We start from the raw sequence: 17,629 nt of genomic DNA, 5'->3' as shown, positions 1-17,629 counted from the left end.
CAGCCTCTTAAACGCTTTTAGATAACATTTTTCTGTGAGTATGGATCGACATAACGATGCCGAATCCCGCCATAAGGACGATAAGCGCCGAGCCGCCATAGCTGACCAGCGGCAGAGGGACGCCCACCACCGGTAAGATACCACTTACCATGCCAATATTAACGAAAACATAGACGAACAAAATCAGCATTAATCCGCCCGCCATCACGCGGCCGAAGGTGGTCTGGGCGCGCGCGGCGATTACCAGCCCGCGCAGGATCAGCAGCAGGTAGAGCACCAGCAGGATGAGCACGCCCACCAGACCCAGCTCTTCCGCCAGCACGGCAAAGATAAAGTCGGTGTGACGCTCCGGCAAAAACTCCAGCTGCGACTGGGTGCCGTGCAGCCAGCCCTTGCCGCGCAATCCGCCGGAGCCAATCGCGATTTTAGACTGAATAATATGGTAGCCCGCGCCGAGCGGATCGCTTTCCGGATCGAGCAGCATCATCACGCGGTCGCGCTGGTAGTCGTGCATCAGGAAGAACCAGAGCACCGGAACAAAGGCCGCCACCAGCAGCACCGCCACACCAATCAGCTTCCAGCTCATGCCGGAAAGAAACAGCACGAACAGTCCGGAGGCGGCAATCAGGATAGAGGTGCCGAGGTCGGGCTGCGCCGCGACCAGCAGCGTCGGCATAAAGATCAGGATCAGCGCGATGCCGGTATTCTTCAAGGTCGGCGGGCAGACATCGCGGTTGATAAAGCGCGCCACCATCAGCGGTACGGCGATTTTGGCGATTTCTGAGGGCTGGAAGCGCACCACGCCGAGGTCGAGCCAGCGCTGCGCCCCTTTACTGATATGGCCGAAAGCGTCCACCGCGATCAGCAAGATGACGCAGACGATATAGAGATAGGGCGCCCAGCCCTCATAGACGCGCGGCGGCACCTGTGCCAGCACCAGCATCATCACCAGGCCCATCGCAATCTGGCCGATTTTACGCTCCATCATGCCTGGATCCTGGCCGCTGGCGCTCCAGATTACGATGGCGCTATAGGCGAGCAGCGCCAGGATGACCAGCATAAATAGCGGGTCAATATGGATTCGCATCCAGATCGATCTTTTCTGCGGGCTGTCATTCATCGACATCGTTATTCACCTTCGTAGCCGGGCGGGGTAGGGGCTGCGTCCGGCAGAGCCGTATTGTTGTCGCCCAGCATAATGTGGTCGAGAATCTGTCTCATCACCGTGCCGACGGCCGGGCCTGCGCCGCCGTTCTCCAGAATCATGGTGACGGCGACGCGCGGTTTGTCATAGGGGGCAAACGCGGTCATCAGTTTATGGTCACGTAGACGCTCGGCGATCTTGTGCGCGTTGTAGGTTTCGTTCTCTTTCAGGCCAAAGACCTGCGCGGTACCCGATTTGGCGGCGATCTTATAGGGCGCATCGGCGAAGCTCTTATGCGCCGTGCCGTTTGCGCGGTTCGCTACGCCGTACATGCCGTCTTTGGCGATCTCCCAGTAGCCGGAGTGAATGTCACCAATGGGTTCGCCTGGTGGCTGACGCCAGGGCACCATGGTGCGTCCCTCGCGGGTGGCGCGCAGCAGGTGCGGCACTTTGACCACGCCGTCGTTAATCAGGATCATCAGCGCCTTGTTCATCTGCAGCGGCGTGGCGGTCCAGTAACCCTGGCCGATGCCGACCGGAATGGTGTCGCCCTGATACCATGGCTTTTTAAAGCGCTTCATCTTCCAGTCGCGTGTGGGCATGTTGCCTGCGCTCTCCTGCGGCAGATCGATGCCGGTGCGGTGGCCGTAGCCGAATTTGTTCATCCACTCCGACAGGCGATCGATACCCATGTCATACGCCACCTGGTAGAAGAAGGTATCCGCCGACTCCTCCAGCGATTTGGTCACGTTAAGGCGGCCGTGGCCCCACTTTTTCCAGTCGCGGTAACGCTTTTCCGAGCCAGGCAACTGCCACCAGCCCGGATCGAACAGGCTGGTATTGCGGTTGATGACGCCAGCGCTCAGCGCGGAGACCGCCACATAGGGCTTCACCGTCGAGGCGGGCGGATAGGAAGCCTGAATGGCGCGGTTATAGAGCGGGCGGTTTTCGTCATTGAGCAGGCCGCGGTAATCTTTACTCGAAATACCGTCAACGAAAAGATTGGGATCGTAACTGGGCGTGGAGACCATCGCCAGAATTTCGCCGGTGCGCGGATCGCTGACCACCACCGCTGCACGGCTGCCGGCCAGCAGCGTTTCGATGTATTGCTGTAGCTTGAGATCGATGGTCAGCCAGATGTCGCGCCCCGCCTGTGGCGACTGCTCGTGCAGCTGGCGGATCACGCGGCCGCGGTTATTCACCTCGACCTCTTCATAGCCGGTAATGCCGTGCAGCACATCTTCGTAGTAGCTTTCGATGCCCAGCTTGCCGATATCGTGCGTCGCGGCGTAGTTCGGCCACTTGCCCTCTTTATCGAGGCGCGCCACGTCGCGATCGTTGATTTTGGAGACGTAGCCGACGACGTGCGTCAGCGTCGGGCCGTAGGGGTAGTAGCGACGCTGATAGCCTTTCACCTCAACGCCGGGAAAACGGTACTGATTGACGGCGAAACGCGCCACCTGCACGTCGTTAAGGCCGACCTTAACGGGAATCGAGGTAAAGCGACGCGAGCGCTTACGCTCTTTGTCGAAAGCCTCGATGTCCTCGTCGGTGATATCCAGTACCGGGCGCAAATCTTCCAGCGTCTGCCTGAGGTTGTCGACTTTTTCCGGCACCAGCTCCGCCTGATAGATGGTACGGTTAAGCGCCAGCGCGGTGCCGTTGCGGTCGTAGATAATGCCGCGGCTTGGCGCCACCGGCACCAGCTTGATGCGGTTTTCGTTAGAGCGGGTACTGTAATCTTCAAAGCGCAGGATTTGCAGGTGGTAAAGATTGACCACCAGCACACTGGAGAGCACCAGAATTCCGAAGAACGCAATTAACGCCCGACGGACAAAGAGTTTTTGCTCGGCACTGTAATCGCGAAAGGCGTTGCTTTGTAATTTCATCCGCTACTTAAAATGTCGGGGTTAGCCTTACCGGTTATTCACGATGATAAGGATGATTGGCGGTGATGCTCCAGGCGCGATAGAGGCTTTCAGCGACCAGCACGCGCACCAGCGGATGAGGCAGCGTCAACGCGGAAAGCGACCAGCTCTGCTCGGCGGCGGCTTTGCAGGCGGGCGATAACCCCTCCGGGCCGCCAATCAACAGGCTGACGTCGCGGCCGTCCTGTTTCCAGCGCTCCAGCTGCTGTGCAAGCTGGGGCGTTTCCCACGGCTGGCCGGGAATATCGAGCGTTACGATACGGTTGCCCTTGCCGGTTGCGGCCAGCATCGCCTCGCCTTCTTTTTCCAGGATACGCTTGATATCGGCGTTTTTGCCGCGTTTTCCGGCGCTCACTTCCACCAGCTCCAGCGGCATATCTTTGGGAAAACGACGCAGATACTCAGTGAAACCGGTTTGCACCCAGTCGGGCATCTTCGTGCCCACGGCCACAAGCTGCAGTTTCACGCGTCAGCTCCAGAGTTTTTCCAGCTCATAAAGCTGGCGGCTCTCTTCCTGCATGACGTGCACGATGACGTCGCCCAGATCGACCACCACCCAGTCAGCAGCAGTTTTGCCTTCCACGCCGAGTGGGATCAAACCGGCGGCGCGCGACTCCTGCACGACGTGATCGGCGATAGAGGAGACGTGGCGCGTCGAGGTGCCGGTGCAGATGATCATGCAGTCGGTGATGCTGGATTTACCCTGAACGTCGATCGCGACGATATCCTGACCTTTAAGATCATCAATCTTATCAATAACGAACTCTTGGAGTGCTTTACCTTGCAAAAGGTTCCCCTTTAATACGGATAGTAGCGGGCCGGCTGCTGGCCCCGATAAGGCAGCCAAAAAATTAAGCCGCGCAGTATAGCACGCCTTTGCCCGTGCGATATACGCCCGGCGCGCGCTTATTTGAGATAGAGGCCGGCGCGGTCGATATAGTCAATAACGGCTGGCGGCAACAGCTTTTCGCACGACAGGCCGGCGTGACGGCGCTGCCGGATTTCCGTGGCAGAAATGTTCACCAGCGGGGTATCGGCTAGCCAGATAAAACCGGCGGGCTGCTGATGCAGCTGCGCGGTATTAACGGCCAGATGCTCCTCCAGCCAGCGCTGCATCTCCGGCGAGGCCATCTCGGTCGGATAGCCGGGACGTTTGCACACCAGCAGATGACAAAGCGACAGCAAATCGTGCCAGCGGTGCCAGCCCGACAGGTTGAGCAGCGAGTCCTGGCCAATGATAAATCCCAGCGGCTGCTCTGGCCCGCGTTCGGCGCGCAGCGCCTCCAGCGTCGCCACCGTCCACGACGGCGTTTCGCGCAGCAGCTCGCGGGTATCGATATCGAACAGCGGCCGGTCCTGAATGGCGCAGCGCAGCATCTCAACGCGCTGCGCCGCGCTCGCTTCCGGCTGCGGGCGGTGCGGCGGTACGTTGTTGGGCAGCAGCAGCACGCGCGCCAGGCCGGTTTGCTGCGCCAGCGCCTCTACCGGCCGTAGATGACCAAAGTGGATGGGATCGAAGGTGCCGCCGAACAGGGCGTGAAGTTCAGACACTGGCGAAGCTCGCAGGAAAATGTCGATGACAGAGCAGCAGAGAGAGCGTCTCCAGCTGCGGCCAGATACGCTGCCCGTAATCCTGCTTCAGGGTAAGTTCAATTTGCGTCAGCAGGCGAATTGCGCGCTGCAGGCGCACGCCATCTACGCGCTGCAGCGCCTCAGTAAACAGCGCGCGGCGATTCTGCCAGATGCGCTGCTGATCCATCAATGCGCGCAGCGGCTGCTGCGCCTGATGGCGCTGCAGGTGGAGCAGCGTCATCAAATCGCGCTGCAGGGTGCGCAGCAGAATAACCGGCTCGCTCTCCTCTTTTTCCAGCTGATGCAGAATGTGCAGCGCGCGTTTGCTTTTGCCCGCCAGCAGCGCGTCCACCCAGTGAAATGGGGTAAAGTGCGCCGCATCGCTGACCGCCTCTTCCACGCGCGGCAGCGTCAGCTTGCCGTCGGGCCAGAGCAGCGACAGGCGCTCCAGCGCCTGCGCCAGCGCCAGAAGATTGCCCTCATAGCAGTAGCAGAGCAGCTGGATCGCCGCGTCGTCTACCGAGAGCTTCATGCTTTTGGCGCGCGTCGCCACCCAGCGCGGCAGCTGCGCCTGCTCCGGCGTCTGGCACGGCACCAGCACGCCATGGGCGGAGAGCGCTTTAAACCAGGCGCTGTTCTCCTGGGCTTTAGTCAGCTTCGCCAGGCGGCAAATCAGCAAAATATCGGCATGCAGCAGGCCCGCCAGCTTATTCAGCTGTTCGGCCATCGCGGCGTTGGGGCCGTTTTCCGGGAAGAGCAGCGTCATCGTCTGGCGCTGAGCGAACAGGCTGAGCGCCTGACAGCTGGCAAAGAGGCTTTCCCAGTCGGTCTGGGCATCAAGCGTAAAGCTGAGATGCTCCTCGAACCCCTGCGCGACGGCAGCGGCGCGAACCGCGTCAGCGCTCTCCTGCAGCAGCAGCGGCTCGTTTCCGGCTAACAAATAGCAAGCGCGCAGCCCCTCACGGAGCTGCGCGCCGAGTTGCTCAGGATAGATCCTGATCATTGCGTACGGGTAGCGGAAGAGGAGGAGGCTGGCGCGGGCACCGCAGGTTCGCTGGCCGACGCCGGCAGCGTCTCTTTCTGGTTCACCTGCGCGGCATGCACGGTCAGCAGCTTACGCACCAGCTGCTCTGCGGCGCGCTGACGCATCTCCTGCACGATCATATCCTGCTCGGCATCTTTCGCCAGCGCCGCGTTCGGGTTATCGAAGAACGAACGATACACCGTGGTGCTGATCGGATAGATGCCTTTGCCAGGCAGCAGAACCTGCGCCGTCACGTTCATCATCAGCGAGTATTCCGCCGTCGTACCGCTGATAAACACCGAGGCGGTGTCGCGGCCCTGCGTTTCAGCGCCCAGGCGCAGCGTCGGGATATCGGTACGATTCTGCCTGGTATCTTCAACGATAGTGACGTTGTTGATACGCAGCTGCTGGCGCACCGTGCGCGCCAGCGGGCCGTACGGATCGCCGCTGTTCAAGATCAGCGTTTTCAGCTCGCTCGGCACCTGGGTGGTGCCGCGCGGATGAAAACCACAGCCGGCGGTGATCATCACCGCCAACAGGACAAACAGCCTGATAATCAGATGTCGCACAGTTCCTCCTGAACTTAACCTACGACCAGGTTAAGCAGTTTGCCGGGTACATAAATCACTTTGCGGATGGTGACGCCCTCAAGGTACTTCGCTACCAGGTGTTCCTGGGCGGCGCGAGCCTGAACCTGCTCCTGCGTCGCGTCGGCGGCCACGGTAATTTTACCACGCACTTTACCATTTACCTGCACAACCACCAGCAGCGACTCTTCCACCATCGCCGCCTCGTCCGCTACCGGCCAGTCGGCGTTATCTACGCTGCCTTCGCCGCCCAGCTCCTGCCACAGCACATAGCTGGCGTGCGGAGTAAACGGGTAGAGCATGCGAACGACGGCCAGCAGCGCTTCCTGCATCAGCGCGCGATCCTGCTCGCTCTCCTGCGGCGCGCGCGCCAGCTTGTTCATCAGCTCCATGATCGCCGCGATGGCGGTGTTGAAGGTCTGACGACGGCCGATGTCGTCGGAAACTTTGGCGATGGTTTTGTGCAGATCGCGACGCAGCGCTTTCTGATCGTCGTTAAGGCTGCTGATATCCAGCGCAACCGTTGCGCCTTTCGCCGTATGCTCGTAGGCCAGCTTCCACACGCGCTTGAGGAAGCGGTTTGCGCCTTCGACGCCTGACTCCTGCCACTCCAGCGTCATTTCCGCTGGCGAAGCGAACATCATAAACAGGCGAACCGTATCTGCGCCGTAGCGCTCGACCATCAGCTGCGGGTCAATGCCGTTGTTTTTCGACTTCGACATTTTGCTCATGCCAGCGTAGATCACCTCGCGGCCCTGGCTGTCGGTCGCTTTCACGATGCGGCCTTTCTCATCGCGCTCGACGGTGACGTCGACCGGAGAGACCCAGTTGCGCTCGCCGTTGACGCCGAGGTAGTAGAAGGCGTCCGCCAGCACCATACCCTGACACAGCAGACGCTTCGCTGGCTCGTTTGAGGTGACCAGGCCCGCATCGCGCAGCAGCTTGTGATAGAAGCGGAAGTAGAGCAGGTGCATGATGGCGTGTTCGATTCCGCCGACATACTGATCGACCGGCAGCCAGTAGTTTGCCGCAGCTGGATCCAGCATGCCTTCATCATAGTTGGTGCAGGTGTAGCGCGCGTAGTACCAGGAGGACTCCATAAAGGTATCGAAGGTGTCGGTTTCACGCAGCGCTGGCTGGCCGTTGACGGTGGTTTTCGCCCACTCCGGGTCCGCTTTTATCGGGCTGGTAATGCCGTCCATCACCACATCTTCCGGCAGGATCACCGGCAGCTGATCTTCCGGCGTCGGCATCACGGTGCCATCTTCCAGCGTCACCATCGGAATCGGCGCGCCCCAGTAGCGCTGACGGGAGACGCCCCAGTCGCGCAGACGGTAGTTGACCTTGCGCACGCCGACGCCTTTTGCGGCCAGCGCGTCGGCGATAGCGTTGAAGCCCGCTTCATGGCTCAGGCCGCTGAATTCGCCGGAGTTGAACAGGGTGCCTTTTTCCGTCATTGCGGCGGCGCTGACGTCCGGCTCGCCGCCGTCCTGGCTCAGCACCACCGGTTTAATCGGCAGATCGTATTTGGTGGCGAACTCCCAGTCGCGCTGGTCGTGCGCCGGAACCGCCATGACGGCGCCGGTGCCGTACTCCATCAGCACGAAGTTGGCGACCCAGACCGGCACTTTGTCGCCGGTCAGCGGATGGATGGCGAACAGGCCGGTCGCCATGCCTTTTTTCTCCATCGTCGCCATGTCTGCTTCAGCAACTTTGGTATTGCGGCATTCGGCGATAAAGTCAGCCAGCACCGGGTTGCCCATCGACGCCTGCACTGCCAGCGGATGGCCAGCGGCGACCGCGACGTAGGTGGCGCCAAGGAAAGTGTCCGGACGCGTGGTGTAAACGGTCACTTTCTCTTCGCTGTCGGCGACGTCAAAGGTGATCTCGACCCCTTCGGAACGGCCAATCCAGTTGCGCTGCATGGTTTTGACCTGCTCCGGCCACTCTTCCAGCGTATCGAGGTCGTTAAGCAGCTCGTCGGCATAGTCGGTGATTTTAACGAACCACTGTGGGATCTCTTTGCGCTCGACTTTGGTGTCGCAGCGCCAGCAGCAGCCGTCGATAACCTGTTCGTTAGCCAGCACCGTCTGATCGTTCGGGCACCAGTTCACCGCAGACGTTTTTTTATAAACCAGGCCTTTTTCATAGAGTTTGGTGAAGAACCACTGCTCCCAGCGATAATATTCCGGCTTGCAGGTGGCCAGCTCGCGGCTCCAGTCATAGCCGAAGCCCAGCAGTTTCAGCTGGTTCTTCATATAGTCAATGTTGTCATAGGTCCATGGCGCGGGCGCGGTGTTGTTTTTTACCGCCGCGCCTTCCGCTGGCAGGCCGAACGCGTCCCAGCCGATCGGCTGCAGCACGTTTTTGCCGAGCATACGCTGGTAACGGGCGATCACGTCGCCAATGGTGTAGTTACGCACGTGGCCCATATGTAGGCGGCCGGAAGGATAGGGCAGCATGGAGAGGCAGTAATATTTCTCTTTGCTCTCATCTTCGGTCACTTTGAACGTTTGGTTTTCGTCCCAGTGTTGCTGGACGCGGGATTCTATCTCTTCCGGGCGGTATTGCTCTTGCATGGCAGCCTGTGGTCCTTAATGAATAACGCTTAGCTTACTTTAAGATCCGCATAGCATACCCATATGGCTGCCGGTCAACAACACTTCACCGCCCTGTTGCGGCGATTTCTCGCGGAAGGCCGCATCCTGCTCTCATATTGCGATTCGCTTTGCTAAACAACGCGGCAAACGGCGCAAAGCGGCTAAACTTAAAGCTGGCTTACCCGCGCAGAAAGGAGAATAAAATGAACAAAGTGGCGCACATTTACCGTGAATCCCTGGCCGCGCTGACGGAGCGACTGCGCCAGGGCGATCGGGATATCGACGCGCTGGTGACGTCGCGACGTCAGCAGCTCATGGCCAGCGACTCCGCGACGCCGGGCGAGATCGACCAGGCGCTGGCGGCGGTTCGACGCGATTTAGAGGAGTTTGCACGCAGCTATCAGGAGATCCATCAGCCAGAGAAGGCGAATGATTCGCTGTTTATGCGCATTATACGTGAGAGCCTGTGGAAGGAGCTGGCGGATATTACCGATAAAAGCCAGCTGGAGTGGCGCGAGGTGTTTCAGGATCTCCATCATCACGGCGTGTATCAGAGCGGCGAGGTGGTGGGGCTGGGCAATCTGGTGTGCGAGAAATGTCACTTCACGCGCGCGATTTATACCCCAGAGACATTAACGCGCTGCCCGGAGTGCGGGCACGATCAGTTCCAGCGCCAGCCGTTTGAGCCGTAAAAAGAGGCGAGCGGGGCGATTGGGCTAATGCGGAGGAGATAGCCCGATCGTAAAGGCGTTTTGCGCCTCCCTGCTCGTGTGGCCCGTGTGGATATGCCCCTCATCCATGAGGTGCGCCCGGCACGGGCCAAGGTGTTGGGGTGTTTAAAACGCGCGGCACGCTTTGTACTTCGCGCCATCCCATCCGCTTGCCTGGCAAATGCGTCGTCGTTCAGTGGTTGATGACGTGCGTCAGGATAATCAGTGCAGAATTTTCGCCAGGAAATCTTTCGCGCGATCTGACTGTGGATTATTAAAGAAGTCGTCTTTACGCGTGTCTTCGATAATCTTGCCTTCATCCATAAAAATGACGCGGTTCGCCACTTTGCGGGCGAAGCCCATTTCGTGCGTCACCACCATCATCGTCATGCCTTCCTGCGCCAGCTCTACCATCACATCGAGCACTTCGTTGATCATTTCCGGATCGAGCGCCGAGGTCGGCTCGTCGAACAGCATGGCGATAGGATCCATGCAGAGCGCGCGCGCAATCGCCACGCGCTGCTGCTGGCCGCCCGACAGCTGGCCGGGAAACTTCTGTGCATGCGCGGTCAGCCCGACGCGATCCAGCAGCTTCAGGCCTTTGTCCCGCGCGGCACTCTTGTCGCGCTTCAGCACCTTCACCTGCGCCAGCACCAGGTTATCGATGATGCTGAGATGGGGAAACAGCTCGAAGTGCTGGAACACCATGCCAACCTTGCTGCGCAGCTGCGCCAGATTGGTTTTCTTGTTGTTCACTTCGGTGCCATTCACCAGAATGGTGCCCTGCTGAATCGGCTCCAGGCCGTTAACGGTTTTGATCAGGGTCGATTTGCCCGAGCCTGACGGCCCGCATACGACCACCACTTCCCCTTTCTGGACTTCGGTCGTGCAGTCGGTCAGCACCTGAAAGTGACCATACCACTTAGAAACATTTTTCAGGTTAATCATTTAAACCGTCCTTTTTCTTTTTAGATAGCTGACCAGCATCGATGCGCTCAGGCTGATAACGAAGTAGACCAGACCGGCGAAGAGAACCATTTCCACCTGGGTGCCGTCACGCTCGCCAATCGTCGATGCGGTGCGGAAAAAGTCCGCCAGGCTCAAGACATAGACCAGCGAGGTATCCTGGAACAGCACGATGCCCTGCGTCAGCAGCAGCGGCACCATAGCGCGAAACGCCTGCGGCAGAATAATCAGCTGCATCGCCTGCCATTGCGTCATGCCCAGCGCCAGCGCGGCGTTACCCTGCCCACGTGAGATACTGATAATGCCGGCACGAATAATTTCTGAGTAATAGGCCGCTTCGAACAGCGAAAACGCGACCATGGCGGAAATCAGGCGGATATCGGTTTTGGGCGACAGCCCCAGCACCTGCTGCAGAAAGCTCGGCACCACCAGATAAAACCACAGCAGCACCATCACCAGCGGCACCGAGCGGAACAGGTTGACATAAATTTTGGCGAACCAGCTGATGGGCTTAAAGCTCGACAGCCGCATTACCGCCAGCAGCGTGCCCCAGATAATGCCGAACACCACCGCAGTCACGGTAATCTTCAGCGTAATCACCATACCGTTAAGCAGGTAGGGCAGGCTGGGAGGAATGGAACTCCAGTCAAACTCGTACATTATTTTCCTCCCAGATTACCCGGCAGGCGCACCTTGCGCTCCACCAGACTCATGATCAGCATAATCACCAGGTTTATGGCGATATAGGCCAGCGTAATCGCAGTAAAGGATTCGTAGGCGTGCGCCGAGTAGTCGAGCAGTTTGCCCGCCTGCGCCGCCATGTCCACCAGCCCAATGGTCGAGGCGATAGCGGAGTTCTTTACCAGGTTGAGCATTTCCGACGTCATCGGTGGCACAATCACACGGTAGGCGTTGGGCAGCAGCACATAGCGATAGGTCTGCGGCAGGGTGAGGCCCATCGCCAGACCGGCGTTCTTTTGCCCGCGCGGCAGCGACTGAATGGCGGCACGCACCTGCTCGCAGACGCGTGCGGCGGTAAACAGGCCGAGGCAGATGACCGACGCGGTGAAAAACTGGATATTGGGGTCCAGCTCCGATTTAAACCACATGCCGAGCTTCTCGCCCACCAGCTCCGGCGCCACCAGATACCAGAAGAAGAACTGCACGATCAGCGGAATGTTGCGGAACAGCTCTACGTAGCAGGTGCCGATCGCCGAAAGCAGGCGGTTAGGCACGGTGCGCAGAATGCCGAATAAGGATCCTACAAGAAAGGCGATAATCCAGGCGCAGCAGGAGACCGCAATGGTCACCTGAAATCCGGACCACAGCCAGCCAAGGTAGGTCGTGTTGCCGAACGGGGCCTGTTCGAGAAAGATGCCCCAGTTCCAGTCGATACCCATAACGAGCTCCGGTAAAAAAGGGTAGCTAAGCTACCCTGAAGATTGATGAACGGCGTCTGTATTGCCTGCTTCAGGGGAACGACCTGAGCAGCTTGTCTGTCCGCGCCGGGTTTTCAGCAATCGAGAGGGCAGCGAGGCCGCCCTTGTTGTCGTTGTTAGTTCAGTGCTTTGTCGTTCGGCGTTTTGAACAGCGCCTGCATATCTGCCGAGAGATCGAAGTTCAGGTTCAGGTTCTTCGGCGGAATCGGCTGCTTGAACCAGGTGTCGAACCACTTCGCGGCTTCGCCCGAGGTCTGCGCTTTGGCGATGGTATCGTCCACCAGCGTTTTGAACGGGGCGTCATCTTTACGCAGCATACAGCCATAGGCCTCTTTCGACTGCGGCGTGCCGACAATCTCCCAGTTATCCGGCTTCTTCGCCTTGGCGCGTTCGCCGGCCAGCAGGGCGTCATCCATCATAAAGGCGACGGCGCGACCGGTTTCCAGCGTGCGGAACGAGTCGCCATGGTCTTTCGCGCTGATGATGCGCATATCCATTTTCTTCTCGTCGTTCAGCTTATGCAGCAGCACTTCCGAGGTGGTACCGGAGGTCACGACCACGGTTTTGCCTTTCAGATCGGCGAAATCTTTAATGTCGCCGCCTTTTTTCACCAGCAGACGCGTGCCGATAACGAAAATGGTATCGGAGAACGCCGCCTGCTTCTGGCGCTCGAGGTTATTGGTGGTCGAGCCGCACTCAAAGTCGTAGGTGCCGTTCTGCAGCAGCGGAATACGGTTCTGCGAGGTGATCGGGATCATTTTGACCTGCAGATCCGGCTTGTTCAGCTTCGCTTTAATCGCCTCGACGATGGCGTTGGAGTAAGCCTGCGAATAGCCCACGACTTTTTGCTGATTGTCGTAATAAGAAAAAGGAACAGATGACTCGCGATGCCCCACGACGATAACGCCATTATCGCTGATTTTCTTCAGGGTGCCGCTGAGGTCTTCCGCCTGAGCTGCGCCCGCTGCCGCAACGCCTGCCAGCAAAAGCGATAGTGCCACTTTGCGAATCTGCATGGTCCAACTCCTTCAAGAGATGTCGCGCAGAATATAAACTGCGCAGATGTGTGATGTTGTGTGTATTTCCTGCTGCTTTTTTTGTTATCTCATCGCGTCGGCGCGCTAAGAATATTCACTAACATAGCGGATTGTTAACGTTATGAAACGAAAAAGTTTCTTATTTTGCGAAGTGTTCCGCACCAAATTGAGGCGTATTTTTCAGGTTGCGCGCTCAGGGTGCGTCGCTCTGCCTTTAAACGGTGCAGCGCAGCTCGCGTTAACGCGTTAGTCCGCCAGGTTTACAGGAAACAGGGTTACTGGTAGCAAGCATCGTGCCAGGTCAACGGCGCAGCAGAAAATCGGGGCAGAGAGCGAGAAAGCGAGTGGAATATGGGGAGAAGCGGCGAGCAGGGTGCTCACCGCCGTGTACGGCAGGTCAGGCTTTGCGGCGCCACAGCGCCAGCAGCGCGGCACCCAGCGTCAGCAGCCAGACTGGCCACAGGCCGGCATGGGCGTAAGGCGTTTCGCCGGTGGTCGGCGTCACCTTATCCAGCAGCACGCCGCGGGTGAACTGCGGCAGGATCTTCTCGACGTCGCCCTGCGCATTCACCACAGCGGTCACGCCGTTATTGGTGCCGCGCAGCAGCGGACGCCCCAGCTCCAGTGCGCGCATGCGCGCCATCTGGAAGTGCTGCCAGGGGCCGATAGAGTGGCCGAACCAGGCGTCGTTAGAGACGGTAAGCAGAAAATCGGTGTCGGGATGGAAATTGGCGCGCACCTGCTCGCCCAGCACGATCTCATAGCAGATGGCGCTGGTAAGGTGGTAGCCCGCCGCCAGCAGCTGCGGCTGCAGATAGTCGCCGCGGCTAAAAGAGGACATCGGCAGATCGAAGAAGGGCGCCAGCGGGCGCAGCAGGTTCTCCAGCGGCACGAACTCGCCGAACGGCACCAGATGGTTTTTCTGGTAGCGGTTCATGCTCTGATAGCTGTAGGGCTTCTCGCCGCCCAGCACGATCACCGAGTTGTAGTCGTGATAGCGGTTCTGCTCCAGGCGGGAATCGACGATGCCGGTAATCAGCGCGCTGCCGCGCTGGCGCAGTTCGCCGTCCAGCGCGTGCAAAAAGGGCTGCTGATTGCTTTCCAGATCGGTAATCGCTGACTCCGGCCAGATAATCAGCGGGGCCTTGCCCATTAGCGGCTGACTCAGGCCGTTGTAGGCGCGCAGCGTGTTGAGCAGCTGCTGCGGATCCCACTTCATCGACTGCGGAATATTGCCCTGAACCAGCGCCACCTCGACGCTGCGCGCCGGCTGCGGCTGGGTCCAGTGGATATAACGCAGCGGCCACGGCAGCGCCAGCAGCAGCAGCGCGGCGACCGCGCTTTTCACGCTGCGCTGGTGAAGGGCGTAAGCCAGCAGGCCTGCGACCATCATCAGAATAAAGGTCAGGGTTTCCACGCCCGCCAGCGGGGCCAGCCCTTTTAGCGGGCCGTCGATCTGGCTATAGCCGAACTGCAGCCAGGGAAAGCCGGTCAGCACCCAGCCGCGCAGAAATTCGCTAAGCTGCCACAGCGCCGGCGCGGCCAGCGCCAGGCGCCACAGCGTCGCACGCGGCCAGAGGCGGTTAAGCACGCCGGCAAAGAGCGCAGGATAGAGCGACAGCCAGGCGGCCAGCAAAACCACCAGGAAGACGTTGACCGGGCCGGGCATGCCGCCAAAGGTGGCGATACTGACGTAGACCCAGTTAATGCCGCTGCCGAACAGGCCAAATCCCCAGGCGAAACCGATAGCGGTGGCCTGGCCGCTGCGCCGATCCAGCGTCAGCAGCTGCAGGCCGCCCAGCGACAGCAGCGCGGCGGGCCAGAAATCATAGGGTGAGAAGGCAAGGGTGCCGAGGGCACCCGTTACTACCGCCAGCAACAAACGTACCCGCTGGCGCGGGTAAAGTAAGGCCAATGACATAGGGTTATTCGTCATCCAGTTGGGGTAACGGCGCGTTTTCCGGAATCTTGACGTGCACCTGGATGATGCGACGGCTGTCGGACATCGCGACTTTGAAATAGTAACCGTCGATGTCAATGCTCTCTCCCCGTCCGGGAAGATGGCCGAATCCCTGCATGACCAGTCCGCCAATGGTGTCCACTTCTTCGTCGCTGAACTGCGTGCCGAACACCTCGTTGAAATCTTCAATCGGGGTCAGGGCGCGCACCGTATAGGTCTGACGGTTCAGCTGACGGATATCGCGATCTTCCTCGTCATCATACTCATCTTCGATTTCACCGACGATCAGCTCAAGGATATCCTCGATGGTGACCAGGCCGGAGACGCCGCCGAATTCATCAATAACGATCGCCATATGATAGCGCTGAGAACGAAACTCTTTCAGCATGCGGTCGACGCGCTTGCTTTCCGGCACCACAACCGCCGGGCGCAGCACTTTTTCCATGCTGAACGGCTCTGATTCGCTGCTCATAAACGGCAGCAGATCTTTCGCCATCAAAATGCCTTCGACATGGTCTTTGTCTTCGCTGATTACCGGGAAACGTGAATGCGCAGATTCGATAATCACATCCAGGCACTCGTCCAGCGTCTGGTTGCGCTTCAGGGTAATCATTTGCGAACGCGGGATCATGATGTCGCGCACGCGCTGCTCTGCAATATCCAGCACCCCTTCGAGCATGTCGCGGGTATCTTCGTCAATCAGCTCTTTTTGCTCGGAGTCGCGGATCAGCTCCAGTAGTTCATCACGGTTTTGCGGTTCGCCGTGAAACAGTTGGTTGATAAGCAGGGAAAAAAATCCCTTTTTACTACTGGGTGCGTCGCTGTTTTGAGAATGGTCGTCGCTCATGGCGTTTTTTTAGAGATCTCTCTGGTGAGGGTGGTTGCTGTCGGCGTCCTCGCCGACAGCGGGATAAACTGAGCCAGCGGCTCAGGCGTCTTCTTTTTCCGAAATGTACGGATCGGGATAACCAAGAGCAAGCATTATCTCCGTCTCAATCCCTTCCATCTCTTCCGCTTCGCTATCTTCGATATGGTCATAGCCGAGCAGATGCAGCGTGCCGTGCACCACCATATGGGCCCAGTGCGCTTCAACGCTTTTACCTTGCTCTTCCGCCTCTTGCTCCACTACCTGACGACAAATAATCAGGTCGCCCAGCAGCGGCAGCTCAATGCCCGGCGGCGCCTCGAAGGGAAAAGAGAGGACATTGGTCGGCTTATCTTTGCCGCGATAAGTCAGATTAAGCTCATGGCTCTCCGCCTCGTCCACCAGGCGAATGGTGACTTCGCTTTCCGGCTGAAAAGGGGTAACCGCCGCCTCCAGCCAGCGCTGGAAAGCGGCCTCGTCAGGCAGGCCGCCAGTCTGTTCGCAGGCCAGCTGCAGATCAAGAATCACCTGGCTCATTTACTCTCCTGTGCTTCGATCTGCGCCGCCAGCGCGTCGCGTTTGCGCTCTTCCGCCAGCTTGTCGCGCCGTTTCTGGTCCGCTTCTTCCCAGGCTTCATAGGCGGTGACGATTCGCGCGACAACCGGGTGACGCACCACGTCTTCGCTGTGGAAGAAGTTAAAGCTCAACTCTTCGACGTCGGAGAGCACTTCAATGGCGTGACGCAGTCCCGACTTGGTGCTGCGCGGCAGGTCGATCTGCGTGACGTCGCCGGTGATCACCGCTTTGGAGTTGAAGCCGATGCGCGTCAGGAACATCTTCATCTGTTCGATGGTGGTGTTCTGGCTCTCATCAAGAATGATAAAGGCGTCGTTCAGCGTGCGGCCGCGCATATAGGCCAGCGGCGCGACCTCAATTACGTTGCGCTCCATAAGCTTTTCGACGCGCTCGAAGCCGAGCATTTCGAACAGGGCGTCATAGAGCGGACGCAGGTAGGGATCGACCTTCTGGCTCAGGTCGCCAGGCAGGAAGCCGAGCTTTTCGCCCGCTTCCACCGCCGGACGCGTCAGCAGAATACGGCGAATCTCCTGGCGCTCCAGCGCATCCACCGCCGCCGCAACCGCAAGGTAGGTTTTACCCGTACCGGCCGGGCCGACGCCAAAGGTAATGTCGTGGTCGAGAATATTGGCGATGTACTGCGCCTGATTCGGCGTGCGCGGCTTAATGACGCCGCGTTTGGTCTGGATATGCACCGCTTTGCCGAAGTCTGGCACGCTGTCGGCGGTCTGCTCCAGCACGCGGCTCTCTTTAATCGCCAGATGGATCTGCTCTGGATCGATATCCGGGATAACGCCGCGCACCGGCGCGGTATCGACGTAAAGGGTACGCAGAATATCTTCAGCGGCGTTGACGCAGAGCGCGCGCCCAACCAGCTTAAAGCTGTTGTCGCGACGGTTGATTTCAATGCCCAGACGACGCTCAAGCTGTTTGACGTTGTCGTCGAACGGACCGCACAGGCTCATCAGTCGGCGGTTATCTGCCGGTTCAAGGGCGATTTCACGAGTTTCGATATTCAAACGAATCCTTTGGGTCACTCAGGGCCAGTTAGAATGTGTGCTGATGCCGGGTTAATTAACGACGGCATTTTGAGAAATTATTTATGGCATGTCGCCGGGGCGCAAGCATCGCTAATGATATTTGGGCAGCGCGTCCAGAAACCAAGGGCGAGCAGAAGAAAAGAGCGGCGACGCAGCAGGCGCCGCCGCGGAGTGAAGCGCG

General features: G+C 59.0%; 17 protein-coding genes. 1 reads left to right on the top strand and 16 read right to left on the bottom strand.

All coding sequences use genetic code 11. From position 1 onward, the window contains the following. Nucleotides 1-7: 7 nt before the first annotated feature. The 8 genes from mrdB to leuS all read right to left on the bottom strand — a co-directional run bounded on the left by mrdB (nt 8) and on the right by leuS (nt 8,834). Nucleotides 8-1,120 carry a peptidoglycan glycosyltransferase MrdB gene (gene mrdB / locus ACR6A7_RS05715; RefSeq protein WP_434124125.1) on the bottom strand — a complete coding sequence of 371 codons (1,113 nt, stop codon included), beginning with the start codon at nt 1,118-1,120 and terminating at the stop codon, nt 8-10. An 8-nt stretch (nt 1,121-1,128) separates the two neighbouring features. Next, complete coding sequence (mrdA, locus tag ACR6A7_RS05710) at nt 1,129-3,033, bottom strand: peptidoglycan DD-transpeptidase MrdA (RefSeq protein WP_434123878.1); 1,905 nt, start codon at nt 3,031-3,033, stop codon at nt 1,129-1,131. Nucleotides 3,034-3,067: 34 nt separating this feature from the next. Beyond that, nucleotides 3,068-3,538 (bottom strand): 23S rRNA (pseudouridine(1915)-N(3))-methyltransferase RlmH, encoded by a 471-nt coding sequence (gene rlmH, locus ACR6A7_RS05705; protein WP_033751828.1) that lies wholly within the window; start codon nt 3,536-3,538, stop codon nt 3,068-3,070. A 3-nt stretch (nt 3,539-3,541) separates the two neighbouring features. Beyond that, a complete protein-coding gene (rsfS, locus tag ACR6A7_RS05700; RefSeq protein ID WP_434123877.1) occupies nt 3,542-3,859 on the bottom strand; it encodes a ribosome silencing factor in 318 nt (105 codons plus the stop codon). A gap of 119 nt (nt 3,860-3,978) precedes the next feature. Next, nucleotides 3,979-4,623, bottom strand: coding sequence for a nicotinate-nucleotide adenylyltransferase (nadD, locus tag ACR6A7_RS05695; protein WP_434123876.1), 645 nt, complete (start codon nt 4,621-4,623; stop codon nt 3,979-3,981). Further along, entirely contained in the window at nt 4,616-5,647 is a 1,032-nt protein-coding gene (holA, locus tag ACR6A7_RS05690; RefSeq protein WP_434123875.1) for a DNA polymerase III subunit delta, read from the bottom strand. The genes nadD and holA overlap by 8 nt, the downstream gene beginning before the upstream one ends. Next, on the bottom strand, nt 5,644-6,237 hold the full coding sequence (lptE, locus tag ACR6A7_RS05685; protein ID WP_434123874.1) for an LPS assembly lipoprotein LptE: 594 nt from the start codon (nt 6,235-6,237) through the stop codon (nt 5,644-5,646). The genes holA and lptE overlap by 4 nt, the downstream gene beginning before the upstream one ends. Nucleotides 6,238-6,251: 14 nt before the next feature. Beyond that, nucleotides 6,252-8,834, bottom strand: coding sequence for a leucine--tRNA ligase (leuS, locus tag ACR6A7_RS05680; protein ID WP_434123873.1), 2,583 nt, complete (start codon nt 8,832-8,834; stop codon nt 6,252-6,254). A gap of 224 nt (nt 8,835-9,058) precedes the next feature. On the opposite strand from leuS, the gene ACR6A7_RS05675 reads away from it, so the two are divergent. Beyond that, nucleotides 9,059-9,547, top strand: a complete 489-nt coding sequence (locus ACR6A7_RS05675) for a zinc ribbon-containing protein (protein WP_434123871.1) — start codon at nt 9,059-9,061, stop codon at nt 9,545-9,547. Between the two features lie 240 nt (nt 9,548-9,787). Here the strand turns inward: ACR6A7_RS05675 and ACR6A7_RS05670 are convergent, their stop codons facing one another. From ACR6A7_RS05670 to ACR6A7_RS05635, 8 genes are all read right to left on the bottom strand, one after another. Then, complete coding sequence (locus tag ACR6A7_RS05670; RefSeq protein WP_434123869.1) at nt 9,788-10,513, bottom strand: amino acid ABC transporter ATP-binding protein; 726 nt, start codon at nt 10,511-10,513, stop codon at nt 9,788-9,790. Then, on the bottom strand, nt 10,514-11,191 hold the full coding sequence (gene gltK / locus ACR6A7_RS05665) for a glutamate/aspartate ABC transporter permease GltK (RefSeq protein WP_434123868.1): 678 nt from the start codon (nt 11,189-11,191) through the stop codon (nt 10,514-10,516). Beyond that, nucleotides 11,191-11,931: an amino acid ABC transporter permease gene (locus tag ACR6A7_RS05660; protein ID WP_033788922.1), complete on the bottom strand. Its 741-nt coding sequence runs from the start codon at nt 11,929-11,931 to the stop codon at nt 11,191-11,193. Before ACR6A7_RS05660 ends, gltK begins: the two co-directional genes overlap by 1 nt. Nucleotides 11,932-12,086: 155 nt before the next feature. Next, nucleotides 12,087-12,986, bottom strand: a complete 900-nt coding sequence (locus ACR6A7_RS05655) for a glutamate/aspartate ABC transporter substrate-binding protein (protein WP_434123867.1) — start codon at nt 12,984-12,986, stop codon at nt 12,087-12,089. A gap of 418 nt (nt 12,987-13,404) precedes the next feature. After that, nucleotides 13,405-14,928 carry an apolipoprotein N-acyltransferase gene (lnt, locus tag ACR6A7_RS05650; protein ID WP_434123866.1) on the bottom strand — a complete coding sequence of 508 codons (1,524 nt, stop codon included), beginning with the start codon at nt 14,926-14,928 and terminating at the stop codon, nt 13,405-13,407. 4 nt (nt 14,929-14,932) lie between these two features. Next, nucleotides 14,933-15,814 (bottom strand): CNNM family magnesium/cobalt transport protein CorC, encoded by an 882-nt coding sequence (corC, locus tag ACR6A7_RS05645; RefSeq protein ID WP_434123865.1) that lies wholly within the window; start codon nt 15,812-15,814, stop codon nt 14,933-14,935. Nucleotides 15,815-15,895: 81 nt separating this feature from the next. Then, nucleotides 15,896-16,369 carry an rRNA maturation RNase YbeY gene (gene ybeY / locus ACR6A7_RS05640; protein ID WP_434123863.1) on the bottom strand — a complete coding sequence of 158 codons (474 nt, stop codon included), beginning with the start codon at nt 16,367-16,369 and terminating at the stop codon, nt 15,896-15,898. Continuing rightward, nucleotides 16,366-17,427 (bottom strand): PhoH family protein, encoded by a 1,062-nt coding sequence (locus ACR6A7_RS05635; RefSeq protein ID WP_434123862.1) that lies wholly within the window; start codon nt 17,425-17,427, stop codon nt 16,366-16,368. Before ACR6A7_RS05635 ends, ybeY begins: the two co-directional genes overlap by 4 nt. Between the last annotated feature and the right edge of the window lie 202 nt (nt 17,428-17,629).

Source organism: Pantoea phyllosphaerae (assembly GCF_051025595.1).
Lineage (GTDB): Bacteria > Pseudomonadota > Gammaproteobacteria > Enterobacterales > Enterobacteriaceae > Pantoea.
Note: the sequence above shows the minus strand (reverse complement) of the source record. Positions and strands in the feature narration are given on the sequence as shown.

Excerpts from the sequence above, each read along its gene's own strand:
- ybeY (WP_434123863.1), bottom strand. The coding sequence starts at position 16,369 with ATGAGCCAGGTGATTCTTGATCTGCAGCTGGCCTGCGAACAGACTGGC.
- mrdA (WP_434123878.1), bottom strand. The coding sequence starts at position 3,033 with ATGAAATTACAAAGCAACGCCTTTCGCGATTACAGTGCCGAGCAAAAA.
- holA (WP_434123875.1), bottom strand. The coding sequence starts at position 5,647 with ATGATCAGGATCTATCCTGAGCAACTCGGCGCGCAGCTCCGTGAGGGG.
- ACR6A7_RS05655 (WP_434123867.1), bottom strand. The coding sequence starts at position 12,986 with ATGCAGATTCGCAAAGTGGCACTATCGCTTTTGCTGGCAGGCGTTGCG.
- gltK (WP_434123868.1), bottom strand. The coding sequence starts at position 11,191 with ATGTACGAGTTTGACTGGAGTTCCATTCCTCCCAGCCTGCCCTACCTG.
- corC (WP_434123865.1), bottom strand. The coding sequence starts at position 15,814 with ATGAGCGACGACCATTCTCAAAACAGCGACGCACCCAGTAGTAAAAAG.
- mrdB (WP_434124125.1), bottom strand. The coding sequence starts at position 1,120 with ATGAATGACAGCCCGCAGAAAAGATCGATCTGGATGCGAATCCATATT.
- leuS (WP_434123873.1), bottom strand. The coding sequence starts at position 8,834 with ATGCAAGAGCAATACCGCCCGGAAGAGATAGAATCCCGCGTCCAGCAA.
- ACR6A7_RS05675 (WP_434123871.1), top strand. The coding sequence starts at position 9,059 with ATGAACAAAGTGGCGCACATTTACCGTGAATCCCTGGCCGCGCTGACG.
- ACR6A7_RS05660 (WP_033788922.1), bottom strand. The coding sequence starts at position 11,931 with ATGGGTATCGACTGGAACTGGGGCATCTTTCTCGAACAGGCCCCGTTC.
- lnt (WP_434123866.1), bottom strand. The coding sequence starts at position 14,928 with ATGTCATTGGCCTTACTTTACCCGCGCCAGCGGGTACGTTTGTTGCTG.
- ACR6A7_RS05670 (WP_434123869.1), bottom strand. The coding sequence starts at position 10,513 with ATGATTAACCTGAAAAATGTTTCTAAGTGGTATGGTCACTTTCAGGTG.